Raw genomic sequence first — 25,134 nt, 5'->3', positions numbered from 1 at the left:
CGTATAATACCGGCGTTAATTTTTGGTGTGCATTTCGGGAGGTTTAAATGCAGGCTGTAATGCCAGTAATCACCGTAGACGGTCCAAGCGGCTCAGGAAAAGGAACGGTTTGTCGTTTACTTGCCGAAAAGCTCGATTGGGACGTGTTGGATAGTGGCGCTATTTATCGCGTTTTATCTTTGGCCGCTATTCATCATCATATTGCACTCGATAACGAAGAGGCTTTAGTTCCTCTGGCCGCGAATCTGGATGTTCAGTTTCCAATCGACGGCGTTACGAAAAAAATTAAAGTGATCCTCGAAGGTGAGGACGTTACACATACCATACGTAATGAGGAAGTGGGCGCAGCCGCGTCAAAAATAGCCGCATTACCCCGGGTTCGTGAAGCGCTACTGCGTCGCCAAAGAGCATTTCGCAGTGAAAGTGGTCTGATTGCCGATGGCAGAGATATGGGCACTATCGTTTTCCCAAAAGCTGAATTGAAAATTTATTTAACAGCCAGTGCACAAGAGCGTGCAAAGCGTCGTTATCTGGAGTTGAAGGATAAAGGCCTGGATGTTACACTAGATGGTCTTTTAAGCGAGATTGAAGCTCGTGATGACCGTGATATGAACCGCAAAGTCGCGCCTTTGGTGCCTGCGGAAGATGCTATTGTGGTCGATACTACTGAACTGGATGCAGAACAAGTGTTTGCGAAAGTAACCACTTTGGTTCAAGAGGCGATTGCCGCTGGCAAGTTGCCTGCATCGTTCTAGATTTCTTAACGCGTTGGCAGGAGGCCGACGTTATATTAACCACCCCATGCAGCATGGTTGCTAATTGGAATGTTTATTTATGAGACGTATTTAGTATGTCAGAAAATTTTGCGCAGTTATTTGAAGAAAGCCTAAAGGGTTTTGAAGCAGAGCAAGGCTCTATCGTTAAAGGTACTGTTATCTCTATCGAGAACAACATTGTTCTTGTTGATGCTGGCCTTAAGTCTGAAAGTGCAATCCCTGCAGAGCAATTCAAAAATGCTGCTGGTGAACTAGAAGTTGCTGTTGGCGACGAAGTAGATGTTGCACTAGACGCAATCGAAGATGGTTTCGGTGAAACTATTCTTTCTCGTGAGAAAGCGAAGCGTCACGAAGCTTGGATCCGCCTTGAGAAAGCTTGTGAAGAACAAGAAACTGTTGTTGGTATCATCAATGGTAAAGTTAAAGGTGGTTTCACTGTTGAAGTTGATTCAATCCGTGCATTCCTACCTGGTTCACTTGTTGACGTTCGTCCAGTACGTGACACAACACACCTTGAAGGTAAAGAGCTTGAGTTTAAAGTAATCAAGCTTGACCAGAAGCGTAACAACGTAGTTGTTTCTCGTCGTGCTGTTATCGAGTCTGAGAACTCACAAGAGCGTGAAGAGCTGCTGGCTAACCTTGTTGAAGGTCAAGAAGTTAAAGGTATCGTTAAGAACTTGACAGACTACGGTGCGTTCGTAGATCTGGGCGGTGTTGACGGCCTACTTCACATCACTGACATGGCTTGGAAGCGCGTTAAGCACCCAAGTGAAATCGTAAATGTTGGTGACGAAATCGCTGTTAAAGTACTTAAGTTCGACAAAGAGAAAACTCGTGTTTCTCTAGGTCTTAAGCAACTTGGCGAAGATCCTTGGGCAGCTATCGCTGGTCGTTACCCAGAAGGCGCTAAGCTAACTGGTCGTGTTACTAACCTGACTGACTACGGTTGTTTCGTTGAAATCGAAGAAGGCGTTGAAGGTCTGGTACACGTATCTGAAATGGATTGGACTAACAAGAACATCCACCCTTCAAAAGTTGTTTCACTAGGTGACACTGTTGAAGTTATGGTTCTTGAAATCGACGAAGAGCGTCGTCGTATTTCTCTAGGTCTTAAGCAGTGTAAAGCTAACCCTTGGCAGGAATTTGCTCGTCTACAAAACAAAGGCGATCAGGTTACTGGTAAGATCAAGTCAATCACTGATTTCGGTATCTTCATCGGTCTTGACGGTGGTATCGACGGTCTTGTACACCTGTCTGACATTTCTTGGAACACGCCTGGCGAAGAAGCTGTACGTGAATACAAGAAAGGCGACGAGATCTCTGCAATCGTTCTTCAGGTTGACCCAGAGCGTGAGCGTATCTCACTAGGCGTTAAGCAAATCGAAGCTGATCCTTTCAATAACTACCTAGACGCAAACAAAAAAGGTGCTATTGTTAAAGGTAAAGTGACAGACGTTGACGCGAAAGGCGCAACTGTTGAGCTTATCGAAGGCGTTGAAGGCTACATCCGTGTTGCTGACATCGCACAAGAGCGCATCGAAGACGCAACTAGCGTTGTTTCTGCAGGCGACGAAATTGAAGCTAAATTTGTAGGTGTTGATCGTAAGAACCGTACTATCAGCCTATCTGTTAAAGCTATCTTCGAAGCTGAAGAGAAAGAAGCGCTTGAGAAGCTGAAGAAAGAAGAGCCAGCATTCGAAAATGCAATGGCTGCAGCTTTCAAAAACGCTCAAAAAGACTAATAATCAGTCTTGAATAGAAGGGCACTTTTTGCCCTTCTTTTTTATCTAAAGGAAACGCTATGACAAAGTCAGAACTAATCGAAAAACTTGCTGAGCAACATATTCACGTTCCAGTCAAAGACGTTGAAAATGCGGTAAAAGAGATTTTAGAGCAGATGGCAGGTTCACTTTCAAGCTCGGATCGTATCGAAATCCGCGGCTTTGGCAGCTTTTCACTCCACTATCGTTCACCTCGTACGGGCCGCAATCCTAAAACTGGTGAAACCGTTGAGTTGGATGGAAAGTACGTACCTCACTTTAAACCTGGTAAAGAACTTCGCGATCGCGTAAACGCCAGTCTTGAAAGCTGAATAAAGAGGTAACGCTTGATCCAGGTAGTAAGAAAAGGATTATTTTTGGTACTGGTGATAATCGCTTTTGTACTGGGAACACAAAACCCAGCTTTGGTCAGAGTGGATTATATCATCGCCAGTTCAGAAGTGCCGCTAGCCAGCTTAATGAGCCTATGCGTGGTATTCGGTTTGGTACTAGGGTTGTTGCTGAGCATTGGCAAAATAACGCAGTTAAATAGGCGAATTCGCCAGCAGCAGAGAGTCAATCATTCGACGCAAGCGCACAGCAGTAAATGATTGAGTTACTTTTCCTATTGCTTCCGGTAGCAGCTGCTTATGGCTACGTCATGGGGAAAAACAGCGCTAAGAATCAAGCTCATGAGCAAAATCGAAAGATTACTTCGGAGTATAGCAAAGGGCTAAAGTTTCTTTTAGATAGAGAAGAAGATCAGGGCCTTGAGCATCTGATAAAATTATTGGAGGTCAGTGCTGACTCAGTTGAGCACTACCTCATACTTGCCACCTTATTCCGCAAAAGAGGTGAGCTCGATCGAGCCATCCGTATTCACGAACTGTTACTAAAACAACCCAGTCTGGACAGTCAGGTTATTCAGTCTTGCAAGCTCGCTCTAGCCGAGGATTATATCATGGCTGGTTTGTTAGATAGTGCCGAAGAGCATTTAGTCGAGTTGGTTAAATCAGACTATGAAGATGCACTCACACCCATTATTCAGCTTTACTCACAAACTCGAGAATGGCAAAAGGGTGTCAATATGTATGAGAGCCATTCAGATCTGTTTACCGAACAAACTTATTGTGCTGCAATTGCTAACTTTTACTGTGAAGCGGCACTTGACAGCCCAACGCAGGAACAATGTGATACTGAATACTTCGAGCGAGCACTCAAATTACCAAAGACGACAATCAGGCCTCTGTATGAATTAGGCCATGATGCATTGGGAAAAGAGGATAATGTTAAAGCAATTTATTACTGGCGTAAGCTGGTATCACAATTTCCCTGTGCCGTCCCTCTTGTGTTGCAAGACCTGCAAACTTGCTACCAACGTCTTAACATAGAGCATGAATTTTATACGCTGGTGAATGATTTGCTTAAAGCCAGTGGCGTGCTGGTAAAAATAAAGCATTGTGAAGGTCTCATGGAAGCGGGTCACACAGAGCAAGCGGTTGAATACCTCACAGACACGTTAAAGCGTGAACCATCAATTCGTGGTTTCAGTTTTTTACTTAAATTGCTCGCACGCAGACAAGATAAGTTTCAATCTGTATTAAATGAAGTAGACAATCTGGTGTCTGCTTATGTAGCAACAAAGCCAGACTACCAGTGTCGCAACTGTGGTTTCACCAGCCACAAACTCTATTGGTTATGTCCTTCCTGTAAGTCTTGGGAGTCAATACTGCCAAGCCAGGGCGTGGACGGTTATTGAAAATCGACATGTTAAAAGGTGAAATAGGTCAACTATGTCAAACACTGAAATGAAAAAGGTGCTTATTGCACTGGATTACGACAATGAAGCTGCTGCGCTGGCGTTTGTATCCCAGCTTTCTCCGAATGAATGTCGACTAAAAGTTGGAAAAGAAATGTTTACCTACTTTGGCCCTCAGTTTGTCTCCAAGCTGATCGACAAAGGGTTTGACGTATTTCTTGATTTGAAGTTTCATGATATCCCTAATACTGTTGCAAAAGCTGTTACGGCTGCGGCCGAGCTGGGTGTTTGGATGGTCAATGTGCATGCCAGTGGTGGCACTGAAATGATGAGCAAGGCTAAACAAGCACTTGAAGCCTACGGGGATAAAGCGCCCTTGCTGATTGCAGTAACAGTGCTAACCAGCATGGACCAGTCACAGCTCAGCAAACTGGGTATAGACAAAACTCCTCAAGAGCAGGTGCTTTACTTAGCTAAATTGGCAAAAGAGTCAGGGCTCGATGGTGTTGTGTGCTCTGCTCAGGAAGCACAAACTCTCAAGGCTGAATTAGGCAATGATTTTTGCTTAGTCACACCGGGGATCCGTCCTGCGGGGAGTGATGCCGGAGATCAGAAACGTATTATGACACCAGAGCTGGCAATAAAATCGGGCAGTGATTATCTTGTGGTTGGCAGACCTATCACTCAGGCAACCGATCCGGTGAAGGCCCTGAGCGCCATCAACGAATCGATCAAGGGGCTTTAAACCCAGCTCTACTTCAGACCAGTTCGCTTTAAAGAGCTGGTCTTGCTGTACTAACCTTGTGGGATTAGGGCAGCTATCTCACTTCCTCTATTACCTCTGCCCCCACATTGCGTTGGTTATTTTACCAGAGAAAGACCTCCCAATATCTATGAGCCTGCTACACTAGTATTGTTACAGGAAGTTTATATATTGTTATCATCAAGGAGTCGATATGAATCAGCAACAAGTGGTCAAGATAGTAAATGGCCTGGCTAATGGCATTGATCCGATCACAGGAGAGATCCTGCCCGCACAGTCGCCTTATAACCACCCAGACGTGATTAGGGCGCTTTTCCAGTCTTTACAGTGGCAGCCAAAGGCCAAGAAGGTAAAGAGAACTTTGGCTCAAAAGCAGCAGGAAAACCTTGAGAAAGGGCTACCGAAAAATTACGGTTTACCCTGGTCAGAAAAAGATATAGAGCAGGTGCTTGAACAATATAAAGGGAATGTGGAGATTGATAGAATCGCTGTTAATTTGGCCAGAAAACCGGGATCAATCATTGCGGTATTGAACAAACAAGGTATCGTTGACGATGTGCATGCTCAACAGCTCAATCAGCAATACAGGTATCAGGGGCTGCGCTAATCTGCTCTGATAAAGCCGCCGCGTCCAGAGTTAGGCTATTCTTATTTTGTCCTCAATTGCATGCTAATTTGAACGCATTTGAGGATACAGGGTCTTCAAATTGAGGTAATCAACATCAGGAGTGCAACGATGGATAAGTTTTTAGCGGCGGCGATTGAAGAAGCGAAAAAGGGGCTGGATGAAGGGGGATCCCGATTGGTTCTGTGCTGGTTCATAAAGGCCAGATAATTGGACGTGGACATAATCAGCGAGTCCAGAAGGGAAGTACGGTGCTACATGGCGAAATGGATGCCCTGGAAAATGCCGGCCGTTTGAGCGCTGCGGTATATAAAGAGTGTACTTTATATACCACCTTGTCGCCTTGCCCAATGTGCTCAGGAACTGTCATGCTTTACGGGATACCGAAAGTGGTGATAGGAGAAAACAAAAACTTTATGGGCAACGAAGCGTTACTTCGCGAACATGGCGTAGAGCTAGATGTGCGTCAGGATCCTGAGTGCGTCACTATGATGGACGAGTTTATCAAAGCCCGCTCGGACCTGTGGAATGAAGACATAGGTGAATGACCTTATCGAAAGTGAATGCCTTATCTAGGCCGCAGGCCGGCCTTTGAGACCATGATGTACGTCATTAAAAAAGGAACTTAATCCACTAATTCTTCGTCTTGCGGTTGTTTTGTGACCTGAATGTTTGTTAGGCTAAAGCGTAGCAGTCTCAGAACACAATTATAAGAAGAATAGTAATGGGCAATCTATTTTTAAAAGAGCGGGAGAATTGGTGGACTTGGATTGTCTGGGGTATTTTAGGGTGTGTTTCTACTGGTATCTTACTGCCGCACATCAGTGAGGTGTGGCTAGCACTATTGTCACCAGCTTGCTTCCTGCTTATATTAGCAAGTTGGATGAACTATAGTCGACGCTTTGATTTTAGTCGTGCATTTAAGGTGCTTAGTTGTGTGACTGTCATGTCCGTTATTCCTATTTTCATTGAACACCTGTTTCCAGTCATTGATCCGACGCAGGGCATCGTGGATATGGCTTTTGTGATACTCATATGTGTTGGGGTGAGCGTGATCGGGGCACTGTTTGCGAGAAGACCAAAGCAGTACTATTAACCGGAAAAGTCGAAAAGAGGGCAAAGTGCATGAAAGATAACCATCTAAGCATTACTTTTGCAAAATCTTGAATTAAGACTTTACATTTACGCCGCAGCACAATAGAATGCGCGCCAACAACGGAGAGATGGCTGAGTGGTTGAAAGCACCGGTCTTGAAAACCGGCATACGTTAATAGCGTATCTAGGGTTCAAATCCCTATCTCTCCGCCACCTCATTCCCAAAACCGCCTATACGGCGGTTTTTTTCGTTCGGAGGCAGTGATGGCTAAACAAGTGGTTATTCATAGTTCGTTATGGGTGATTTTCAGTTTCTTCTATTTAAGTGGTCTTCAGGCCGCGTTGGTATTGGCAATTGATGGTCAGGAGTATCCCAGTATCTGGATAACTTTGTTATATACATTTGCCTTCAACTTATTAGTAGGCCACATCATCACCAAGTATGAAAAATTATTCCCTATGATTGCTGGTGTGGTTATTTCGGTTTTCGGCGTAGTTGGCTTTGGTTGTTATTTCACCGATCGATTGGTGGGTTACAGCAACGAGCTGATCATAGGTTTGACGCTTAGTTTACCGTTTGCCACTTTCATGGTCAGAGAGTTCAAACTCAAAAACCAAAGCAAAGCGTAGCTAAGGCAGAGCCTTCTTATTCTTGCAGGCAGCCAGACTGCTTGCAGCGCTTTCCTGCGCTGTTTCTATAAAGTTATCGACCTCCCTGTTAGTCATCTATGCGCTGTGATACACTGCCGCTTCTTTTAAACTGATAAAAAAGTGGATCTAATATGTCAGATTTATTCAACACAGATGCTGAAAAGGCAAGTTATGGTATTGGTTTGCAAATGGGCGAGCAGCTAAAGTCTAACCCATTTGAAGGTTTGAACCTGAACTCGGTATTCGAAGGTATGAAAGATGCCTACGCCGGTGAAGCATTCCGTGTCGAGATCCCTGAGATCCAGGCTGCATTCGAAAAAATCAATGCAGAAATTCAACAGCGTCGTGAAGAAGAAGCCAAAGTACTGGCTGCTGAAGGCACTGCATTCCTGGAAGAAAATGCCAAGCGCGCTGAAATCACAGTAACTGAGTCTGGTCTGCAGTACGAAGTAATCGAAACAGGTGAAGGCGATAAGCCAGCAGCTGATTCAACTGTCCGTGTGCATTACCACGGTACTCTGATCAACGGTAACGTATTCGACAGCTCTTACGAGCGTGGTCAGCCTGCTGAGTTCCCAGTAAATGGCGTAATCAAAGGCTGGACTGAAGCACTACAGCTAATGCCTGTTGGCTCTAAATGGCGTCTATACGTACCACATGACCTTGCTTATGGCGAGCGTGGTGCAGGTGCATCAATCGCACCATTCTCAACTCTGATCTTTGATGTTGAGCTGTTAGAAGTGCTATAACTCAATAGCAGAGGCCGTTTAACGTAAGCGGCCTCTACTTTTATCCCTTCGTTTATTCGCTATCCTGTCCCATTATTATAAATCTTCATTTTTAAATATTTTGTTAACGTGATATTTGTTGTGTTTAATATTTATACAACATGGAGCACGTTATGTTTAAGAAAACCTGTCTGACTTTAGCTGTCGCTATGTCTGGTCTGTCAATGCAGTCTGTTTGGGCACAAGATGCTTTTTGTCCACGTGTTGAAGGCTTTTACTCTACCTGGGATTACCCTGCGGGTGGTCAACTAGATGTTCAACAACTGGCCACGGATAAACTCACACATATTATTGTGGCATTCGCCTATCCTAATGCTGATGGCACCCTAAACACGCTTGAAGCTGATCGCTATATTGATGACATTGTGGCACACGCCCATGCCAACAATACCGGTGTCATGATTTCAGTGGGCGGAGCCGGAGTCGACTTTCTGTCTATGGATGAGCAGGCTCGGGCTAACCTGGTAAAGAATCTGGTTGCTTATGCTGAGTTACACAAGTTAGATGGTATCGATGTCGACTGGGAAGACTGGAGTACATACAACCAGCCAAACCCAGTAGAAAGTGGCTATTTACTGGATCTGGTTAAAGACTTGAGAGCAGCATTACCAGCGCATCTGGAGGTCAGTGTTGATGTTCAGGCCGGTGGCTGGTCGGGGATTAACTTTCATCCCGACTTAGATGAGCACGCCGATTACATACGTTTCATGGCTTACGACTATACCGGAGGGTGGGGAGGCTCGCCGAAAAACCATCATGCTGCCTGGTCTTATATTCATGACGGCCTGGTTAACCCTGCACAGTGGAGCCAGAGTATGATCACTAAATACGATGTAAGTAAAACCAGCTTAGGTATTCCTTTTTACAATAAGTCCTTCCCGAACGGGGTGAGTGGCCCCGTGATGACTTTTACGGCACGAGATATTGTCGAAACTTTCGTTGACGGACTCGGCGTGGATTATAATGCTGGTTTCTATGAGCTGGATAACTACCTGCATTTTTGGGAAACGCCGGAGCTGGTGCGTACCAAGTCACAGTTTGTTGCCGACAATGGCTATCCGGGTATTTTTATCTGGGAGCTGCATCAGGACGCACGCGGTGAAAATAAGCTACTTGATGCCATTGGTGAAGTCTTACCTAAATGCCAGCCTTGTGCAGAGTCCTGGCAAGCTTATCCGAGTGTGTATCACACAGGGGATGTCGTGAGCTTTGCAGGAAAAAACTGGCGGGTTAATGGGGGGCCTTTACATGGAGTTGCGCCTATGACCGAAGGACATGCGCACAGGTACACCGAATTGGGCGCGTGCCAGAATTACGTCGCGGACCAATAAGTCCAACAGGCATAAAAAAAGCCCCAGAACGGGGCTTTTTAAGACTAAATTAGATTAGTAAGTTGCACTACCTTTGGTACGCGGGAAGGCGATAACGTCACGGACGTTGCCCATACCGGTTACGTAAGCAACGAGGCGCTCAAAGCCCAGACCGAAGCCTGAGTGCGGCACCGTGCCGTATTTACGCAGGTCGCGGTACCAGCTGTAGTCTTCTTTATCCAGACCCATTTCTTCCAGACGCTTATCAAGCACATCCAGACGCTCTTCACGCTGAGAGCCACCGATGATCTCACCGATGCCCGGTGCAACGACGTCCATTGCGGCAACGGTTTTGCCGTCTTCATTCTGGCGCATGTAGAAAGCTTTGATGTCACGCGGGTAGTTCTTGATAACAACCGGCGCATTAAAGTGCTCTTCTGCCAGGTAACGCTCGTGCTCTGATTGCAGATCTACGCCCCAGTCAACCGGGAATTCAAACTTCTTACCACAGTTTTTCAGGATCTCGATGGCATCAGTGTAATCAACCTGTGCGAAGTCTTTGTCGATAAATGACTCCAGACGTGTGATTGCCTGTTTTTCGATGCGTTGTGCAAAGAACTCCATGTCGTCACGGCGCTCTTCCAATACAGCTTTAAAGGCATATTTCAGCATGTCTTCGGCAAGGGCCGCAATATCGTCCAGATCGGCAAACGCTACTTCCGGCTCAACCATCCAGAATTCTGCCAAGTGACGCGAGGTATTCGAGTTTTCCGCGCGGAATGTTGGACCAAACGTATAGATTTTTGACATGGCGCTGGCATACGTTTCGCCGTTCAACTGACCAGATACGGTCAGGAAAGCTTCTTTACCAAAAAAGTCTTCGCTGTAATCAATGTCGCCCTTGTCTGTGCGCGGCAGGTTTTGCATATCCAGTGTAGAAACACGGAACATTTCGCCCGCACCTTCACAGTCACTTGCTGTGATGATTGGGGTGCTGATCCACATGTAACCTCTTTCGTGGAAGAAACGGTGGATAGCTTGCGACAAACAGTTGCGAACGCGAGTAACCGCGCCAATAACGTTGGTGCGTGGACGCAGGTGTGCATGCTCACGCAGATATTCGATGCTGTGACGCTTTGCTGCCATCGGGTAGGTATCCGGATTCTCAACCCAGCCCAGTACTTCTACTTTGTTAGCCTGAATTTCGAAAGCCTGGCCCTGACCTTCAGAGGCCACCAGAACACCGGTCACGGCCACAGAGCAGCCAGCGGTAAGACGAGTCACTTCTTCATAATTATTAAGCGAATTAGGGACTACGGCTTGAATAGGATCGAAACAAGAACCGTCATGGACGGCTAGGAATGAAATACCCGCTTTTGAATCGCGTCGTGTACGGATCCAGCCTTTTACAGTAACCTGGCTGTCTACCGCAACGGTGCCTGCTAGTAGCTCCGTTATCGCTGTGTGGCTCATCTTTACTCCAAAATGATTATTTATAATTAGTCGGTTGCGTGTGTTGTTTTAACTCACTGCCAGGACCACGCTTTTTGCGCAGTCACCTATGTCGTATCTTACCTGCGATGGACATATAAAAAAACCACCAAATGGGGATGTGAGTTAATTTCTTAAGGCTTTTTACCCTCTTTAGTGCGCACAGGCAAGAGAACGATTAATATTTGCTCATCTCAGAGCTTTATATTATGAAAAGTCGGTCGTCGTTTGCAGGCAATAGAGTAAAAACTGTCTGCCTTTTACTTGATGAATTACTTAATCGCAAAAATTATGGCATTATACCTGTCTACTACTAAGAAAAACTGGATATAAGTCGTTCAATAGATGAAACAGGCATTTATATTACGGGGATTACCTGGCTCTGGGAAAACACACTACGCATACGCACTGGCAGACGAGCTGGTGGCAGGCGATGAAACGCAATTTATCATTTGCTCAACAGATGATTACTTTCATAATGAACAGGGCGAGTACCATTTCGAAAAATTCAGATTGCCGGAATATCACAACCTCAATCTGGCACGCTTTATCAATGCGCTGGCTGAGGGGATCCCGCTGGTGATAGCCGATAACACTAATATCAAGCGCTGGGAATTTGTTGCTTACACCAGTGCAGCACAGGCGATGGGCTATCAAGTCAAAGAAGTGATAGTTGGTGAAGTGAAAGATAAATCAATGCAGCACTTGTATGCCAAACGCAATACTCATGGTGTTGCACTGAGAACCATTAGCAAGATGGCTTATATGTTTGAGTGGTAGTGGCAATAAGCGATTATCTGAAACGAAAAAGCCGACAAAGTTGTCGGCTTTTTTAGGGCTAGAATTCTTACATGGCTTCGTATTCGTCCTGCCAGAAGAATTTCTCTTCGCCAAATGCCGGTTTAAGGCCATCAAGCCAGGTCGCTTCTTCATCATATTTTGCAAAGAAAGGTCTCTGCACCCAGTCCGGGTTACGGGCTTGAATAAAGCGTAATACAAACACTTTCTCGCCGTTAATTTCTGTTACACCAGAGACTTCAACTTTACCCGGGCCTGCACTCATAGAAGGTCCGCGCACCGTGCGGCTCACACCCGATACATCTTTATAGGCATCGCGGAAGATTTCCCAGGTCTTGTAAAGCGGCAATTCAAAGTACCGCTTAGCACCGGTATCACGCTCAATGAACATGTAATAGGGGATCATGCCCATTTGTGTTTGTTCTTTCCACATCTCAGACCACATTTTAGGGTCGGTGTTGAGGTGGTTAAGCAAAGGCGCCTGAGTACGGATCTGTACACCAGTCTTGCGCAGCAATTTAATCGCTTCTTTGGCTATGTCAGTGCGTAACTCTTGCTTGTGATTAACGTGTGCCATAATAGACACGTGCTTACCGGCGTCGACCAGCTCTTTAAGCAGCGCTAACAAGTCCTGTGCATCCGGATCGGTCACATAACGGAATGGCCAGAAAGTCAGAGACTTAGTACCAATACGGATCGTGCGAATGTGATCAAAGCGCGGCTCTTTCAGTGCTTCGAGGTATTTACGTAGCTTAACAGTACGCATAACCATAGGATCACCGCCTGTCATAAGCAGATCGGTCACTTCTGTGTGCTCTTCCAGATAGCTGTGTAGCAGATCTTCGTCGTTGTTGTTAAAGCGAGTTGCTTTACCAACGAACTGTGCCCAGCGGAAACAGAAAGTACAGTAAGAGTGACAGTACTGGCCCTGTGCCGGGAAGAACAGCACGGTTTCTTTGTATTTGTGCTGAATGCCTTCAACGCGCTCACCGTCAAAGGTGGGGACGTTTTTATCCATCTGACCGGCTGGATGCGGATTAAGCTTTTGTCTTAGCTTAGTTGATAGCTCAAACACTTCTTCTGGCGTGTGCTCACGCTTAAGCAGTGCGGCCATTTCTTCGTACGACTCGTCGTCCAGCATGCCACGCTGAGGGAAAGTAAGCTGAAAAACGGGGTCGTTAGGTACTTTGTCCCAGTCAATCAGTTCATCAATAACATAGTTGTTCACGCGGAAAGGGAAAACGTTTGCAACCACCTTCATCTGAAAGCGCAGGTGCTCAGGCAGTTTTTCAAGTTGCTCAATTTTATCAATCTGACGGTGTTGATAAACAGTAAAGCGCGGTGGCTGATAAGCTTCAGCTGGCTGCAATTTGACGGTTTGTTGCATAGTTACTCGATTCTCAACTCTATTTCGAAATTTACAATCAAAGTCGCCTAGTCTAACAAAGCCATGAAATGATTTCAGGTACAAACGATGAAATATCTTAAATAATTGCAAAATTGGCAAAAAAAGTGCCAATTTCGCTTTTATTGTCGCACTTTTTAGCTGTGCTGAGGAAAACTAGTACGCGTTCTGTGCGATGGCGTCATAAATCCCATCAGCCAGTTGCGCGATATCTTCATCCGGTGTGATATACGGGGGCATCAGATAAATCAGCCTGCCAAACGGGCGGATCCACAAGCCTTTGTCAATAAAAAAGCGCTGTATTTTTGCCACGTCTATAGTGCGGTTTACCTCAACAACCCCGATTGCGCCCAGCACTCTGACATCTTGCACTGCGTCCAGTGCTCTACAACGCTCGAGCAACGCTAAACTATTTGCCAGGCGCTGGACCTGTTGTTGCCAGGCATTCGTTTGCAACAGGGTCAGGCTCGCATTCGCAGCAGCACAGGCCAACGGATTACCCATAAAAGTGGGTCCGTGCATCAGTACTTTGGCTTCGCCCTGACTGATCCCAATGGCTATCTCATCTGTGGTGAGCGTTGCCGACAGTGTCATGGTGCCGCCTGTCAGGGCTTTACCCAGACACAGAATATCCGGGCTAATGTCGGCGTGCTCGCAGGCAAATAATTTTCCGGTACGGCCAAAGCCGGTCGCTATCTCATCGAGTATCAGTAAAACATCATATTGGTCGCACAGTGTACGGAGTTTTTTCAGGTAATCCGGGTGATAAAAGTTCATCCCGCCGGCGTTTTGTACTATGGGTTCAATGATAAACGCGGCAATCTCCTGATGATGGGCTGCAAATGACGCTTCAAGTTGCGCAAGCTCTTCTTTACATGCCTGTTCATGAAAGCGCCCGGAGGGTGCTGGCACAAAAATATGCTCCGGCAGAAAGCCCTGATACATGCTGTGCATAGAATTCACCGGATCGCACACACTCATGGCGGCAAAGGTGTCGCCATGATAGCCTTTTTGCGCTGTCATCAGTTTAGTTTTGCGTGTATGACCCTGGCTCAGCCAGTACTGCAGAGCCATTTTAATCGCCACTTCAACGCTTACCGAGCCGCTGTCCGCAAGGAACACTTTATTGAGGGAGGCCGGGGTCATGGCAACCAACTTTTTACACAACTCAACCGCCGGCGCATGGGTCAGTCCGCCAAACATCACGTGGCTCATCTTGCCTGCTTGCTCAGTGATTGCGGTTACAATGTCGGGATGATTATAGCCATGAATGGCGCTCCACCAGGATGCCATACCATCAATTAATTCTTCTCCTGTTTCCAGGTGGATACGGTTGCCCTGGGTATGACTGGCCGGGTAAACGGGCAGGGGATCCAGCATGGAGGTATAGGGGTGCCAGATATGCGCTTTATCAAAGGCTAAATCGATTGTGTTATTATTGCTCACTTGTAAACCTTGCTTAAGTGGTCCGTGTTGACAATGGTAAAGCAAGAAGTAGACTAAGCCAATCACCGTCATAACAACTGACTAAAAAATGTCAGTCAAAAGAAGAGAATAATTATGGAATTGGGCACAGTACGTCACGATTGGACGCATAAAGAAGTTAAAGCACTATTTGAAATGCCATTCAATGATCTGTTGTTTCATGCTGCGAGCATCCACAGAAAAAACTTTAATCCCAATGAAGTACAGATCTCTACACTCTTATCTATAAAAACCGGTGCGTGTCCTGAAGACTGCAAGTACTGCCCCCAGTCGGGTCATTATAAAACCGACCTGGAGCGTGAACGCCTGATGGAAGTAGAAAAAGTCGTGGCTCAAGCCAAGGTGGCCAAAGAAAAAGGCGCAACGCGTTTTTGTATGGGCGCTGCCTGGTCTGATCCGAAAGATCGCGACATGCCTTATATCGAAAAAATGGTGCGTGAAGTCAGAGAGCTGGGCCTGGAGACCTGTATGACGCTCGGCAAGCTTGATAATGACAAAGCCCACGCACTCAGAGAAGCGGGATTAGACTACTACAACCATAACCTGGATACATCGCCTGAGTACTACGAGCAGATCATCACCACGCGTACTTATCAGGATCGTCTCGATACACTTGATCATGTACGTGACGCGGGTATGAAAGTCTGTTCCGGTGGTATTGTTGGTATGGGTGAGCAAGCGTCTGACCGTTATGGTCTGCTGATGCAGCTGGCTAACTTGCCAAAACAACCGGAAAGTGTGCCAATTAACATGTTGGTTAAAGTCGCGGGTACGCCACTTGAAGACGTAGAAGATCTCGACCATTTTGAGTTTATTCGCACCATTGCTGTTGCACGTATTATGATGCCGTACAGCTATGTACGTTTATCCGCGGGCCGTACAGCAATGAACGAGCAGATGCAGTCGATGTGTTTTTTTGCCGGCGCAAACTCGATTTTCTACGGTGACAAGCTGTTAACCACAGAAAACCCGGAAGCCGATGCAGACATGAACCTGCTAAGAAAACTTGGTATGCAACCGGAGAAGCGTCAGGATTATTCAGACGAAGCTTATGAAGCGTCTCTGAATTCTGCCATTGCAGACAAAGCCACTTCTGAACTGTTTTACGAAGCCAACTAAATGGCCTTTGAGTTCATCGATGCGGCTCTGAATAGCAGAGCTGCTGCCTCTTTGTTGCGCCATCGTCAGTGCATTGATAAGGTCTCTGCCCGTGAAATTGAAGTTGATGGTAAGCGTTACCTCAACTTCGCCAGTAACGATTACCTGGCACTGGCCGACCAAACACTGAACCTGACAGGCCAACCCGGTAGTCGCAGCTCCGCACTGGTGACTGGGTTTCAGTCAGTGCATGCGGCATTTGAATCGCAGCTCTGTGAAGCCTTTGGTTATGACAAAGCATTGCTTTTTGCAAGCGGCTTTGCAGCCAATACCAGTGTACTTCAGGCACTATTTAACGACCCGGCTGTTGGGCGCGAGGCAGAGCTGTTTCAGGATAAACTCAACCATGCCAGCTTGCTCGACGGTGCGTTGCACAGTCAGGCCAAACTGACCCGATTCAACCACAACGATGTGGGGCATTTGCGTGCCCGGCTCGAAAAATCCAAAGCAAAACACAAACTGATTGTGACGGAAGGCGTGTTCTCGATGGACGGGGATTGTGCCCCTTTAATCGACATTGCGCAGCTTGCAAAAACCCATAACGCCTGGTTGATGGTCGATGACGCCCACGCACTGGGCGTAGTAGGCGACAACGGGCTGGGCAGTATTGAACGTGGCGTAAAACCTGAACTTTTGGTGATCACCTTTGGTAAAGCCATGGCGTGTCAGGGGGCCGCAGTGTTATGCAGTGAACGGGTTCAGCAGTATTTATTACAGTTTAGTCGCGAATACATTTATTCCACGGCGATGTCGCCCATGCTGACCGACATCGCAAGCAGCCAGTTTGCTCAGTTACGCGGTGCAGTGTCACAAAGAGCGGCATTAAAAAATAACATTGCCTATTTTACACAAACCGCCGCGCAATTGGGTATTGCAGTGACGCCCTCAGACACAGCCATTCAGCCTATTGTTCTGGGCTCAGCAGACAATGCACTGGCGGGGCAACAGCAGCTTAAAGAGCGGGGCATTTGGCTTACTGCCATTCGCCCACCCACGGTGCCACAAAATGCAGCCCGATTGCGTGTGACACTGACTGCAGCGCATACAACGCAAGATATAGATGCGTTACTTAATGCACTTAAGGAGGCGATATGAGTGCGTCTGTTAAAGCGCAGGTTGCTTCGCGTTTTTCTCGCGCGTCTCAGGTCTACGTTCAGCATGCTAATGTCCAGCAACAAGCGGCGGAGATCCTGCTCAGGAAAATTACCCAACCCAGTACAACCTTGTTAGACCTGGGCGCCGGCCCCATGCAGCACCATGCAGCGCTAAGTACACGCTGCGCTCAGCTGGTGGCATTGGACCTCAGTGCCGGTATGTTAGAGCAGGGGCCTCAGGATGCATTTAAAGTCTGTGCGGATATGGACAGTTTACCGCTGGCAGATAACTGTGTAGATGCCATCTTCAGCAACTTTGCTATGCAATGGAGCCAGGATCATCCGGCTTTGTTTAAGGCGCTGAATCGAATATTAAAACCCGGCGGTAAAGCCTATCTGAGTGTTGTTGCCGATGGCTCACTGTGCGAAATACAGCAGGCCTGGCAGAATGTTGATGCGCACTGTCATGTTAACCGGTTTACACCCTTCGACAGTTTGCTTGCTTATAGCGAAGAAGCTGGGTTTGCGCTAGATGATGCCCAGCTGATGTGCCTTAAAGAAACCTTTGCAACAGCGCAGGCAGCTTTTAAATCTGTGAAAGCCATCGGCGCTAACCAGTTACAACATGAAGGCCAGCGCCGTGGCTTGCTGGGCAAGACACAATATCGTAAATTACTAGCAGAATACCCACTTACCAATGGCCGTGCCCAGTTAAGTTATCAGGTTGCGTTTATGGAGCTAACTAAATTATGAGTGCATTTTTTATCACCGGCACAGACACCGAAGTGGGCAAAACCCATGTGTCTTCTTTGCTGCTAAAACTACTGGCCCAGCGGGGAAAAAAAGCGGTGGGCTTTAAACCCCTGGCGGCAGGTGCCGAAGAAGCCTTTGGTCAGCTGGTTAATGAAGATGCACTAAGCCTGATGGAAGCGGCGTCTGTGCATGGTAAATACGAGCAGATCAATCCGTTTTGCTTTGAGCCGCCGATTGCACCGCATATTGCTGCCCAGCGTGCAGGTGTGACTATTAGCTGTGAAGTCTTAAGTGAAAAGTATCAGGAGCTTAGCAGCTTAGGTGCTGAATATACGCTGGTGGAAGGCGCCGGTGGCTGGGCATTGCCGATCAACGATACTCAGTTTTTGTATGACTGGATAAAGCAAGAAGAATTGCCCGTGATTCTGGTGGTGGGCTTGAAGCTTGGCTGTCTGAACCATGCATTTTTGACCGAACAGGCAATAGCCGCCGCCGGGCTAAACTGTGTTGGTTGGGTGGCCAATCAGGTAGACCCCGAGATGCAGGAATACGACGCCAATCTGGAGACCTTGAAACTGCGATTAAAAGCCCCTTTGCTTGCTGTCGCACCATACAGCGAAGGCACACCCAAACTACAGATCCACAGTGCATTGCTTGATTTACTGGGTCTTCAGCACAGCGCTAAAGCGTGACCCGAGTGCGTCGTCAGCACCGTAGTGGTAACTCAGTATTGTCTGTACTTAGCTATGCGGGCCTGAGTTTGGCATTCCTGCTATTGCTGTTCGTTACTCCGCGACAGGCGTCAACTCAGGCTCTTTCTGTTATCAAAGGAAAACCAATCAACCATTGCGACTATGGTTGTGCCCACGACAGAGCGATTAAAGTAAAATTGCTGGCGAGTGGCCATCTATACTTTATGTATGAGAAGGTCAGTTACCCTCTGAATGAGATCCGCGAGCTCGGTAAACTAGTAGATAAGTTGCGCATCGAAAACTCTACGGAAAGTGTTTGGTTGTACATATCACCAGACGCGTCAGTTGAAGATGTCATTGCGGCGTCAAACTTGTTCAGACAGCACTCAGTGCACCAGATAGTCATGGGCAGACTTGGAGCAGGAGAGTAAGCGTATGATCAGTTGCAGTGATTATGACTACTTTGAAATTGTTTGTATGTTTCGCTATCCGGTGACTCTGAGTCTGCGAAATGGTGAGCAAGTCTCGGGCACTGCCGCTGATCTATGTCGTGATATGAACAGGGACGAATGTATTCAACTGACTGTTTCAGGCACAACCAGGCAAGTTCTGCTCACGCACATTACTAAGCTGACGGTGACCGTCGCCAACCCTCATTTTTATGAAAAACAATTTAATTAGCTCATCGACTTTCTCCTTAAATTAATGAAAACTGTGTCTGAGCGTACCTACTTTGCTTTAAGGAGCATGCATGACACTCAGATTTAACGTATTTGGCAAGCGCATGTCTGTGAGCCGTATTGGAGCACAATGGCAGTTGTTTATTGACTCAGATACAGGGCTCCGAGCACGCGTGTACGATGTGGTGATCCCGCCTGAGCTGGATGACGGGGAGCTGGCGAAGTATCTGGATGATATTTATCATGAACTGTCTTGTGAACGTTACCCCAGAGTGACACAGGTTGATTAGGAGAACACTCAGGCAAAAGCCTGCCACTCCTAGCCCGCCACACTAAGGCCACCCAACAAAGGTCGCAGTACAGTTATTGTTGATTTTGCAGATTTTTGACTATCTTTAGTATCAATAAGGATGGCCAGTCATGGTGTACCAGATTGGCGTCATTAAGTGATCACCGGAGAAATCATGAATCTGCTTAAGCGCTTTTCCATTATCCAATTATCCATTATCAGCTCTACCGCCTTATTAATTTTCATTTTAATCCTGCTTAGCAAAGTGGTTTACCAATACTGGCAGGATATTGAAGCCACTAAAAATGACATTGCCTACATAGGTTTGCTGGATGCGATGGAAAAAGTGGCACATCACCATGCTGTGGAGCGGGGGTTAACGGCTGGTTTTTTGGGTAATCCTAATGCCCAAACCCGACAAGCGGTTGCTGCACAAAGATTGAAAGCAGATGCTGCGGTTAATGCGCTGGCGGGGTTATACAACGGGGTGTTTAAAGAAGACGACAAAGTACAAAAGTGGTTGCCGAACTTGTTTTCTTTGTTACGGGAAAAAGATGCGGTGCGTCGCGAGGTTGATCAGCAACAGGGAAAGAATGCGTTCAATTATTACAGCCATGTAAATCAGCTTGCGTTAAGTACTGCGATGCGCATGCAGGCCTATGTAACTAACCGCGAATTGGCGTCGAATTTATCCATTGCTTTCTTAATGGCACAGAGCAAGGAGCGAAAAGGTCAGTTGAGAGGGAAAGTGAATGGCGTGCTGGCAAGGAAGTCGGTCAATGAAGCTGTGGCGCGGGATCTCGCTTATTACCAGCTACAGCTATCACTTCTGAAAGAGCAGCTTGAGACTGCGCTGTCTGGCGACGTACTGAATACGTATAAACGGATCATGTCTGACAGCCGTGCACAAACACTGGATAGCGTTATCACGACGGTTTCGACGGCCGATAACGTCGATTTTTCGAGATTGCCCAATAGCAGCCAGTGGTTTGCCCAGGCAACAGGGCAAATTCAGGATGTAAAAGCGTTACTCGACAGCCAGTGGGCACATACACGAGAAATCAGCGAGGCGTATAAAGCGGATCTGGTCAATCAAATGGTCTGGCTGTTTGTATTATTTCTGATCTTTATGCTCATCATCATAGTGATCAACACGCATCTGTTTACTTCATTGCGAGACGAGCTGAACGAGTTAACCAGCATATTGACCAAAGTCGCGAATAACGGCGATCTCACTTTAGATGTAAGATTAAAAACCAGCGATGAACTGGGCAAAATATCGGAGTCCATTCACAATACGGTGTATGCCTTTAAAGATCTGTTGGTTGGGTTATCTAAGTCTATTAATGTAGGTACTAAACTGGGTAATCAGATGGAAAAAGCGGCCGGTCATGTCACGGAAGACGCTCAGCGCACGCAGAGCCTGGCAACCAATATTGCCGCGGCGATTGAGCAAATGGCCGCAACCAGCGAAGACATCGCCAAAGCGGCCTCAGATACGCTAACAGCCAGTGATCAGCTTAACGACGAATCTAAAAAGTTGCTGGAAGACAATCAGCGCAATCTGGATGCCATGAATGTGCTATCGCAAAGCATGGAGCAGGTAAACGAAATGGCACTTAATATGGAGCAGCAGGTGGAAGAGATTAACACCATACTGGACTCTATTCGCAGCGTAGCTGATCAAACAAACTTGCTTGCCCTGAATGCAGCCATTGAAGCGGCCAGAGCGGGGGAACATGGCCGGGGTTTTGCGGTCGTTGCCGATGAAGTCAGAGGGCTTGCCAACAACAGTAAGGGGTCGTCAGAGCAGATCTCTACATTACTCAGCAATCTGAATGACATCAGTCGCAATGTGGTCAATGCCATTAAGGAAAATACCGGCCTGGCGAGTAGTATTATGAGTGAAGTAGAACAAACTCGCCAGGTTTCTATGCAGGTGAGCGATCACAGTAATCACGTAGAGCAACTGACTACCTCAGTGGCCACGGCGGCGCAGCAGCAGTCTGTGGTTGCACAGGATATCTCCAGTAATACCACCGCGGTATTAGATGCTGCAAATGAAGAACTTAAAACCTCTCAGGCACTGAAAAAACTCTTTGATGACATGAAACTAAACAGTGATACACTGCAACGCACGATGGACAATTTTAAAATCGACTAAAGGCGCAGTTTCAACGAGACGATCTCTGCGCAGGCGTTAAGAGAGTGCTGGTATGTTGAATAAGTTATGGCGCTGGGAAGCGGGAAGGCAAGACTCGGGCTACGATAAAATGCTGTTATGCGGCGCAATCTGGCCCATTAAATTCGACTGTTACCTGATCCATTTCCCGGCGGGCAGTGAAATTAAACAGCATGTGGATCAGGTCAACGCTGGCAAACACTACCGGCTCAATATTATCCTTAAACACGCGAAACAAGGTGGAGAGTTTATTTGCCAAAATACCCTTGTAAACTGGACAAGGGTTAAACTGTTCAGACCCGACATAGAAGCCCATGCCGTGAGCAAAGTTACGCAAGGCAGCCGCTATGTGTTAAGTGTTGGTTGGGTGAAAGAATAATAGTTACCATATTCTTTGGTCAGCCAACTCTTTGTTCCTCAAGTAAGTCTAAATCGTGTAAAGCAAAGAACCACTAATGACTTAGCTTTAAAGGATGTTGGTCATCAATTTAATTTTCGCGCATTCAATAAGGAAAATGTATGGTCGTAAAATTCGCAAATCGTTTGATATTACTTACTCTGCTGCTCAGTACTTCCCACGCCTATGCAGACGAAGTCTATCGGCTCAGGCTGTTCTTTGGTCTGTCATTGCCAGGTGGCGGTGGGGTGTCGCTAGAGCAATGGCAGACGTTTCAAAACGATGAGATAGTAAAGACGTTTGATGGTTTTAATGTTGTTGATTCGGTAGGTTACTACAAAGGTAAACCAGAGCGCTCAAAAGTGGTGACCGTGATAGTGGACGAGCAGGGGGTTGAAAAGGCTAAGATGCTGGCGTCCTTATATGCCCGTCGATTTGGCCAGGACTCGGTAATGCTGGTAAAAGTACCGGTTGCTGAGTGGGATTTTATCGGGCCGGATTATAAAAGCGCTACGAACGTGAAATAGTTTTTGGTTTTGGGTGAAAAGGAATGGAATATTTGTGGTCTTGCTTTAAGCGCTTTGCAGTTAAGATGAAGCTTACGACGCTTGTTAGTTTTGCCCTCTGGTCAGCTCAGTCATACAGCCAAAGAGAAATCAGTATCGAGGCTTCTTTAACAATAGAGCCAACGTATCTTGAGGAAAGTTTGGTAAAGGGGCGAGAGGTTGTTAATCAGATGGTTAAATCAGGCATTTTCTCACCTGAGCCACAGGAAAGATTTGACTATCTTAATTTCCACTTTCCTGAAAAAGAAACGCGTGTGTTAGGGTATCAGCTTGTTTATTTTAACTACGAATATGCCGATAAGTACATTGGGTGCTGTATAAACCCTGGCGCTGCGGTTGTTCTCAGGCTCCCTTCAAATGAAGATGATGCCTATTTGCAAAAATTTGCAAAGCGTAACTACTGCAATATCTCAAGAGGCAATCACATTTATATGCCAAGGGAAATACAAAAGATGATCGTCAAGCTCGGAATCCCTACTGTGAACCTGGTAGAGTTATCTTGCAAAGAGCGCGATAGGCATGAGCTTGAGGAAGAAATTATGGCTCACGAGGTACGATAAGCTATGAAGGTTCCTTTAGCGTTAATTTTTTTATCAATATCATCGGCGTCGTACGCTGAAATTTTGGTTACGGCTAAGTATGAAGCAACAGTAACAAGGTTATGTGAAGAGACCGATGTTATGTGCGATAACGTTGTTTTAAACTTAATACATAATCTCAAAGGGGAGAAATTGCGGCTCGGCGGTAAAACATTACACAAAAACTGTCTTATCCCAGGTTCTGAATGCAGATTTGTCGGGTATGAATTTGAAGGGAAGCAGGTAGTCTACACACTCTTAACTGATGGTATGTTTCAAATCACCAATCAAAATGGCGAATTAGTATATTCAGAGAAAGGGAATTGGCTGTAGGTCTATTATGATTAGCATGAGTATTGAAAGTGCTACTTTATTGATAAAAGTTGGCGGCGTACCCTTTTTAGTAATGCCCATATTTATTCTGTTTTTTAAAGGAGTGAGCCTAAAACCTTTGCAAGTACTGACCAAATACCTCGTCTGTGTTGTATTCATGTATCTGGTTGTTGCAGCATCTTTATACAATTTAAATTATCAGCTGGATTTAATAGTTGTACAATTAGATAGAGATGGAGATGGTTCCATCAGTCTTGTCGAAGAGTCAACCTGGACTGAAGAGGAAATAAAAGCAAGAAAGATGCGAGTTGCTGATGGTGGCAGAAATGTGGTCGGCTACTTGTTAACGCCTTATCTTGCAGCGGCCTATAGCGCGGTCGTGTTTCTGTTTAGCTACCTTTGCATATGGTTCTTCAAGAAAATCAAAGTGCGATTTTATGCCTAGCACATTAATGCGTAAAAAATTCTACCTTCTGGCACTTATGTGTGCGCTCTGTCAATCTACATCGGCAGAAGCAAAACCCTGTAAAAATGTATCTGGTACATTATCGGTTTGGAACGGACACCCTCCGAGTCTAAGGATATCGGATACAGCGGATGGCAATATATATGGTGTTGAAGAAGCGGGAGAAGGGCCAAGCCCGGAGGCGTTACCTACTGGGCTTTATGCGCGCATTTTATCGGACGAAAATCACATCACAGCCACTTTCTGCCTGGACATACTGAAGGAAAATCGTCGCGTTGTATACGAAGGTACGGAAATCAGATTAATGAGAATTACCAGTTATACAGAATGAAGATATTCGGTATGGTAGCGGCGTATCTTTCTTAGTTAATATTGTGCGGGTGAGCTGATGAGCTCACCCTTGCTCTTTCTCTCTTGCCTGATAATTTGGCAGCAGTTCTTCGACAATGGTCTTTGCCGGGATGGTGTAGCGGACGCCACTGAACATTACTGAGGTGTTTTCTTCAATACCGGTTATCCCGGTCAGTGTCCAGCCTTCGCCTTTTTCCGGGCACCATACTTTAGTGGTGGGGGAATGACAATATACTCTTCGCTCATCTTAACGACTCCTGACGGCTGTTACTTAAGGCCCGATAGTTTATACTAATTTAGCGAAAAAGAGAGGGCTTTATTAAAAGCTTTTGGATGATGGAACCCGATGCAAATTAAAACCCCCAGATTGCTGCTAAGGCTGGTGAACTATCGTGATGTACCGGCGCTGGTGGCGCTGCTAAACGACCCTTTAGTAAGCCAGTACAATGATTATGGCGATAAGCTAACCCAGCCAGAAGTCAGGGCAATGTTACAGGCCGACCTTGAAGAATTCTACGAGGGGCGAGGCGGGCGCTTTGCGATTGAATATAACGGAGAATTCATAGGTACGCTCGGGTTATACGATTACCACGTCAATACAAAACACATTCACCTGGGCATTGAGCTTGCTCCCCGATTTTGGCGCCAAGGTCTGGCTTCTGAGGCACTCAGCGCGGCTTTGAATGCATTGGATATACTGGTGCCCGGCCGTGAGGTGTCACTCGTATTGGGCAAGGTTCAGCACAATAATTTGGCATGTCAGCGTTTGTTGAAGCATTGCGGGTTCCGACTAGTCAAAGGTGGTGCTGTTGCCATATTCGCGTTTTGTCCGTTGAGTGAAAAGGCAGGTTACTTTGATGAGTATGCCGCCTTTGTCAGTTCGTGACTA

The 25,134-nt window shown here is 46.4% G+C and carries 27 protein-coding genes, 1 tRNA gene and 1 pseudogene; 26 read left to right on the top strand and 3 right to left on the bottom strand.

What is annotated here, in order from left to right; all coding sequences use genetic code 11:
- Nucleotides 1-47 precede the first annotated feature (47 nt).
- The 12 genes and pseudogenes from cmk to ELR70_RS15180 all read left to right on the top strand — a co-directional run bounded on the left by cmk (nt 48) and on the right by ELR70_RS15180 (nt 9,548).
- Nucleotides 48-755, top strand: coding sequence for a (d)CMP kinase (gene cmk, locus ELR70_RS15240; RefSeq protein WP_054015022.1), 708 nt, complete (start codon nt 48-50; stop codon nt 753-755).
- Nucleotides 756-850: 95 nt separating this feature from the next.
- The gene (gene rpsA / locus ELR70_RS15235; RefSeq protein ID WP_010384522.1) at nt 851-2,518 is read left to right on the top strand and encodes a 30S ribosomal protein S1; all 1,668 of its coding nucleotides are present in this window, start codon (nt 851-853) and stop codon (nt 2,516-2,518) included.
- A gap of 59 nt (nt 2,519-2,577) precedes the next feature.
- Nucleotides 2,578-2,868: an integration host factor subunit beta gene (gene ihfB / locus ELR70_RS15230; protein WP_046004371.1), complete on the top strand. Its 291-nt coding sequence runs from the start codon at nt 2,578-2,580 to the stop codon at nt 2,866-2,868.
- A gap of 275 nt (nt 2,869-3,143) precedes the next feature.
- Nucleotides 3,144-4,295, top strand: coding sequence for a lipopolysaccharide assembly protein LapB (gene lapB / locus ELR70_RS15220; protein WP_054015024.1), 1,152 nt, complete (start codon nt 3,144-3,146; stop codon nt 4,293-4,295).
- A 34-nt stretch (nt 4,296-4,329) separates the two neighbouring features.
- Nucleotides 4,330-5,040 (top strand): orotidine-5'-phosphate decarboxylase, encoded by a 711-nt coding sequence (pyrF, locus tag ELR70_RS15215; RefSeq protein WP_054015025.1) that lies wholly within the window; start codon nt 4,330-4,332, stop codon nt 5,038-5,040.
- Nucleotides 5,041-5,251: 211 nt separating this feature from the next.
- Nucleotides 5,252-5,665, top strand: coding sequence for a hypothetical protein (locus tag ELR70_RS15210; RefSeq protein WP_054015026.1), 414 nt, complete (start codon nt 5,252-5,254; stop codon nt 5,663-5,665).
- Between the two features lie 129 nt (nt 5,666-5,794).
- Nucleotides 5,795-6,231 (top strand): annotated as a pseudogene (locus ELR70_RS15205) (nucleoside deaminase).
- A 176-nt stretch (nt 6,232-6,407) separates the two neighbouring features.
- The gene (locus ELR70_RS15200; RefSeq protein WP_054015028.1) at nt 6,408-6,779 is read left to right on the top strand and encodes a hypothetical protein; all 372 of its coding nucleotides are present in this window, start codon (nt 6,408-6,410) and stop codon (nt 6,777-6,779) included.
- Between the two features lie 121 nt (nt 6,780-6,900).
- A tRNA-Ser gene (locus tag ELR70_RS15195) sits at nt 6,901-6,991 on the top strand.
- Between the two features lie 51 nt (nt 6,992-7,042).
- On the top strand, nt 7,043-7,408 hold the full coding sequence (locus ELR70_RS15190; RefSeq protein WP_054015029.1) for a hypothetical protein: 366 nt from the start codon (nt 7,043-7,045) through the stop codon (nt 7,406-7,408).
- Nucleotides 7,409-7,560: 152 nt separating this feature from the next.
- On the top strand, nt 7,561-8,178 hold the full coding sequence (locus ELR70_RS15185; protein ID WP_054015030.1) for an FKBP-type peptidyl-prolyl cis-trans isomerase: 618 nt from the start codon (nt 7,561-7,563) through the stop codon (nt 8,176-8,178).
- Nucleotides 8,179-8,330: 152 nt separating this feature from the next.
- Entirely contained in the window at nt 8,331-9,548 is a 1,218-nt protein-coding gene (locus ELR70_RS15180) for a glycoside hydrolase family 18 protein (RefSeq protein ID WP_054015031.1), read from the top strand.
- Between the two features lie 54 nt (nt 9,549-9,602).
- Here the strand turns inward: ELR70_RS15180 and asnS are convergent, their stop codons facing one another.
- Nucleotides 9,603-11,000 (bottom strand): asparagine--tRNA ligase, encoded by a 1,398-nt coding sequence (gene asnS, locus ELR70_RS15175; RefSeq protein WP_054015032.1) that lies wholly within the window; start codon nt 10,998-11,000, stop codon nt 9,603-9,605.
- A 363-nt stretch (nt 11,001-11,363) separates the two neighbouring features.
- Here asnS and ELR70_RS15170 point away from each other — a divergent pair, with 363 nt between their 5' ends.
- Nucleotides 11,364-11,798, top strand: coding sequence for an AAA family ATPase (locus ELR70_RS15170; protein ID WP_046004386.1), 435 nt, complete (start codon nt 11,364-11,366; stop codon nt 11,796-11,798).
- Between the two features lie 67 nt (nt 11,799-11,865).
- On the opposite strand, the gene ELR70_RS15165 is transcribed toward ELR70_RS15170, so the two are convergent.
- The gene (locus tag ELR70_RS15165) at nt 11,866-13,203 is read right to left on the bottom strand and encodes a lysine 2,3-aminomutase (protein ID WP_054015033.1); all 1,338 of its coding nucleotides are present in this window, start codon (nt 13,201-13,203) and stop codon (nt 11,866-11,868) included.
- 174 nt (nt 13,204-13,377) lie between these two features.
- Entirely contained in the window at nt 13,378-14,667 is a 1,290-nt protein-coding gene (gene bioA, locus ELR70_RS15160; RefSeq protein WP_054015034.1) for an adenosylmethionine--8-amino-7-oxononanoate transaminase, read from the bottom strand.
- A gap of 114 nt (nt 14,668-14,781) precedes the next feature.
- Between bioA and bioB the strand changes: the two genes are divergently transcribed.
- From bioB to ELR70_RS15095, 13 genes are all read left to right on the top strand, one after another.
- Nucleotides 14,782-15,825, top strand: a complete 1,044-nt coding sequence (gene bioB / locus ELR70_RS15155; RefSeq protein ID WP_046004389.1) for a biotin synthase BioB — start codon at nt 14,782-14,784, stop codon at nt 15,823-15,825.
- The gene (locus ELR70_RS15150; RefSeq protein ID WP_054015035.1) at nt 15,826-16,959 is read left to right on the top strand and encodes an 8-amino-7-oxononanoate synthase; all 1,134 of its coding nucleotides are present in this window, start codon (nt 15,826-15,828) and stop codon (nt 16,957-16,959) included.
- The gene (locus ELR70_RS15145; RefSeq protein ID WP_054015036.1) at nt 16,956-17,711 is read left to right on the top strand and encodes a methyltransferase domain-containing protein; all 756 of its coding nucleotides are present in this window, start codon (nt 16,956-16,958) and stop codon (nt 17,709-17,711) included. The genes ELR70_RS15150 and ELR70_RS15145 overlap by 4 nt, the downstream gene beginning before the upstream one ends.
- Nucleotides 17,708-18,403, top strand: a complete 696-nt coding sequence (gene bioD / locus ELR70_RS15140; RefSeq protein WP_054015037.1) for a dethiobiotin synthase — start codon at nt 17,708-17,710, stop codon at nt 18,401-18,403. The genes ELR70_RS15145 and bioD overlap by 4 nt, the downstream gene beginning before the upstream one ends.
- Nucleotides 18,404-18,408: 5 nt before the next feature.
- Entirely contained in the window at nt 18,409-18,834 is a 426-nt protein-coding gene (locus ELR70_RS15135) for a hypothetical protein (protein WP_054015038.1), read from the top strand.
- A gap of 4 nt (nt 18,835-18,838) precedes the next feature.
- A complete protein-coding gene (locus ELR70_RS15130) occupies nt 18,839-19,084 on the top strand; it encodes a Rho-binding antiterminator (RefSeq protein ID WP_054015039.1) in 246 nt (81 codons plus the stop codon).
- Nucleotides 19,085-19,154: 70 nt separating this feature from the next.
- A complete protein-coding gene (locus tag ELR70_RS15125; RefSeq protein WP_054015040.1) occupies nt 19,155-19,373 on the top strand; it encodes a hypothetical protein in 219 nt (72 codons plus the stop codon).
- A 174-nt stretch (nt 19,374-19,547) separates the two neighbouring features.
- On the top strand, nt 19,548-21,536 hold the full coding sequence (locus tag ELR70_RS15120) for a methyl-accepting chemotaxis protein (RefSeq protein ID WP_054015041.1): 1,989 nt from the start codon (nt 19,548-19,550) through the stop codon (nt 21,534-21,536).
- A 52-nt stretch (nt 21,537-21,588) separates the two neighbouring features.
- Complete coding sequence (locus ELR70_RS15115; protein WP_054015042.1) at nt 21,589-21,933, top strand: hypothetical protein; 345 nt, start codon at nt 21,589-21,591, stop codon at nt 21,931-21,933.
- 140 nt (nt 21,934-22,073) lie between these two features.
- Nucleotides 22,074-22,478 (top strand): DUF3574 domain-containing protein, encoded by a 405-nt coding sequence (locus tag ELR70_RS15110; RefSeq protein WP_054015043.1) that lies wholly within the window; start codon nt 22,074-22,076, stop codon nt 22,476-22,478.
- Nucleotides 22,479-22,501: 23 nt separating this feature from the next.
- A complete protein-coding gene (locus ELR70_RS15105) occupies nt 22,502-23,077 on the top strand; it encodes a hypothetical protein (protein ID WP_054015044.1) in 576 nt (191 codons plus the stop codon).
- A 367-nt stretch (nt 23,078-23,444) separates the two neighbouring features.
- Nucleotides 23,445-23,873, top strand: a complete 429-nt coding sequence (locus ELR70_RS15100; protein WP_054015046.1) for a hypothetical protein — start codon at nt 23,445-23,447, stop codon at nt 23,871-23,873.
- A 718-nt stretch (nt 23,874-24,591) separates the two neighbouring features.
- The gene (locus tag ELR70_RS15095; protein WP_054015049.1) at nt 24,592-25,131 is read left to right on the top strand and encodes a GNAT family N-acetyltransferase; all 540 of its coding nucleotides are present in this window, start codon (nt 24,592-24,594) and stop codon (nt 25,129-25,131) included.
- Nucleotides 25,132-25,134: the final 3 nt, after the last annotated feature.

Origin of the sequence: Pseudoalteromonas sp. R3 (genome assembly GCF_004014715.1) — a bacterium.
Lineage (GTDB): Bacteria > Pseudomonadota > Gammaproteobacteria > Enterobacterales > Alteromonadaceae > Pseudoalteromonas.
This window is presented reverse-complemented; position numbering and strand designations above follow the sequence as displayed.

What these genes read in the sequence shown, in the direction of transcription:
- pyrF (WP_054015025.1), top strand. Translation starts at nt 4,330, where the DNA reads ATGTCAAACACTGAAATGAAAAAGGTGCTTATTGCACTGGATTACGAC.
- cmk (WP_054015022.1), top strand. Translation starts at nt 48, where the DNA reads ATGCAGGCTGTAATGCCAGTAATCACCGTAGACGGTCCAAGCGGCTCA.
- bioB (WP_046004389.1), top strand. Translation starts at nt 14,782, where the DNA reads ATGGAATTGGGCACAGTACGTCACGATTGGACGCATAAAGAAGTTAAA.
- ELR70_RS15200 (WP_054015028.1), top strand. Translation starts at nt 6,408, where the DNA reads ATGGGCAATCTATTTTTAAAAGAGCGGGAGAATTGGTGGACTTGGATT.
- ELR70_RS15105 (WP_054015044.1), top strand. Translation starts at nt 22,502, where the DNA reads ATGGAATATTTGTGGTCTTGCTTTAAGCGCTTTGCAGTTAAGATGAAG.
- ELR70_RS15125 (WP_054015040.1), top strand. Translation starts at nt 19,155, where the DNA reads ATGACACTCAGATTTAACGTATTTGGCAAGCGCATGTCTGTGAGCCGT.
- ELR70_RS15170 (WP_046004386.1), top strand. Translation starts at nt 11,364, where the DNA reads ATGAAACAGGCATTTATATTACGGGGATTACCTGGCTCTGGGAAAACA.
- ELR70_RS15185 (WP_054015030.1), top strand. Translation starts at nt 7,561, where the DNA reads ATGTCAGATTTATTCAACACAGATGCTGAAAAGGCAAGTTATGGTATT.
- ELR70_RS15190 (WP_054015029.1), top strand. Translation starts at nt 7,043, where the DNA reads ATGGCTAAACAAGTGGTTATTCATAGTTCGTTATGGGTGATTTTCAGT.
- ELR70_RS15130 (WP_054015039.1), top strand. Translation starts at nt 18,839, where the DNA reads ATGATCAGTTGCAGTGATTATGACTACTTTGAAATTGTTTGTATGTTT.
- ELR70_RS15095 (WP_054015049.1), top strand. Translation starts at nt 24,592, where the DNA reads ATGCAAATTAAAACCCCCAGATTGCTGCTAAGGCTGGTGAACTATCGT.
- asnS (WP_054015032.1), bottom strand. Translation starts at nt 11,000, where the DNA reads ATGAGCCACACAGCGATAACGGAGCTACTAGCAGGCACCGTTGCGGTA.
- ELR70_RS15165 (WP_054015033.1), bottom strand. Translation starts at nt 13,203, where the DNA reads ATGCAACAAACCGTCAAATTGCAGCCAGCTGAAGCTTATCAGCCACCG.
- ELR70_RS15110 (WP_054015043.1), top strand. Translation starts at nt 22,074, where the DNA reads ATGGTCGTAAAATTCGCAAATCGTTTGATATTACTTACTCTGCTGCTC.
- ELR70_RS15100 (WP_054015046.1), top strand. Translation starts at nt 23,445, where the DNA reads ATGAGTATTGAAAGTGCTACTTTATTGATAAAAGTTGGCGGCGTACCC.
- ELR70_RS15180 (WP_054015031.1), top strand. Translation starts at nt 8,331, where the DNA reads ATGTTTAAGAAAACCTGTCTGACTTTAGCTGTCGCTATGTCTGGTCTG.
- ELR70_RS15145 (WP_054015036.1), top strand. Translation starts at nt 16,956, where the DNA reads ATGAGTGCGTCTGTTAAAGCGCAGGTTGCTTCGCGTTTTTCTCGCGCG.
- ihfB (WP_046004371.1), top strand. Translation starts at nt 2,578, where the DNA reads ATGACAAAGTCAGAACTAATCGAAAAACTTGCTGAGCAACATATTCAC.
- lapB (WP_054015024.1), top strand. Translation starts at nt 3,144, where the DNA reads ATGATTGAGTTACTTTTCCTATTGCTTCCGGTAGCAGCTGCTTATGGC.
- ELR70_RS15115 (WP_054015042.1), top strand. Translation starts at nt 21,589, where the DNA reads ATGTTGAATAAGTTATGGCGCTGGGAAGCGGGAAGGCAAGACTCGGGC.
- ELR70_RS15210 (WP_054015026.1), top strand. Translation starts at nt 5,252, where the DNA reads ATGAATCAGCAACAAGTGGTCAAGATAGTAAATGGCCTGGCTAATGGC.
- rpsA (WP_010384522.1), top strand. Translation starts at nt 851, where the DNA reads ATGTCAGAAAATTTTGCGCAGTTATTTGAAGAAAGCCTAAAGGGTTTT.
- ELR70_RS15120 (WP_054015041.1), top strand. Translation starts at nt 19,548, where the DNA reads ATGAATCTGCTTAAGCGCTTTTCCATTATCCAATTATCCATTATCAGC.
- ELR70_RS15150 (WP_054015035.1), top strand. Translation starts at nt 15,826, where the DNA reads ATGGCCTTTGAGTTCATCGATGCGGCTCTGAATAGCAGAGCTGCTGCC.
- bioD (WP_054015037.1), top strand. Translation starts at nt 17,708, where the DNA reads ATGAGTGCATTTTTTATCACCGGCACAGACACCGAAGTGGGCAAAACC.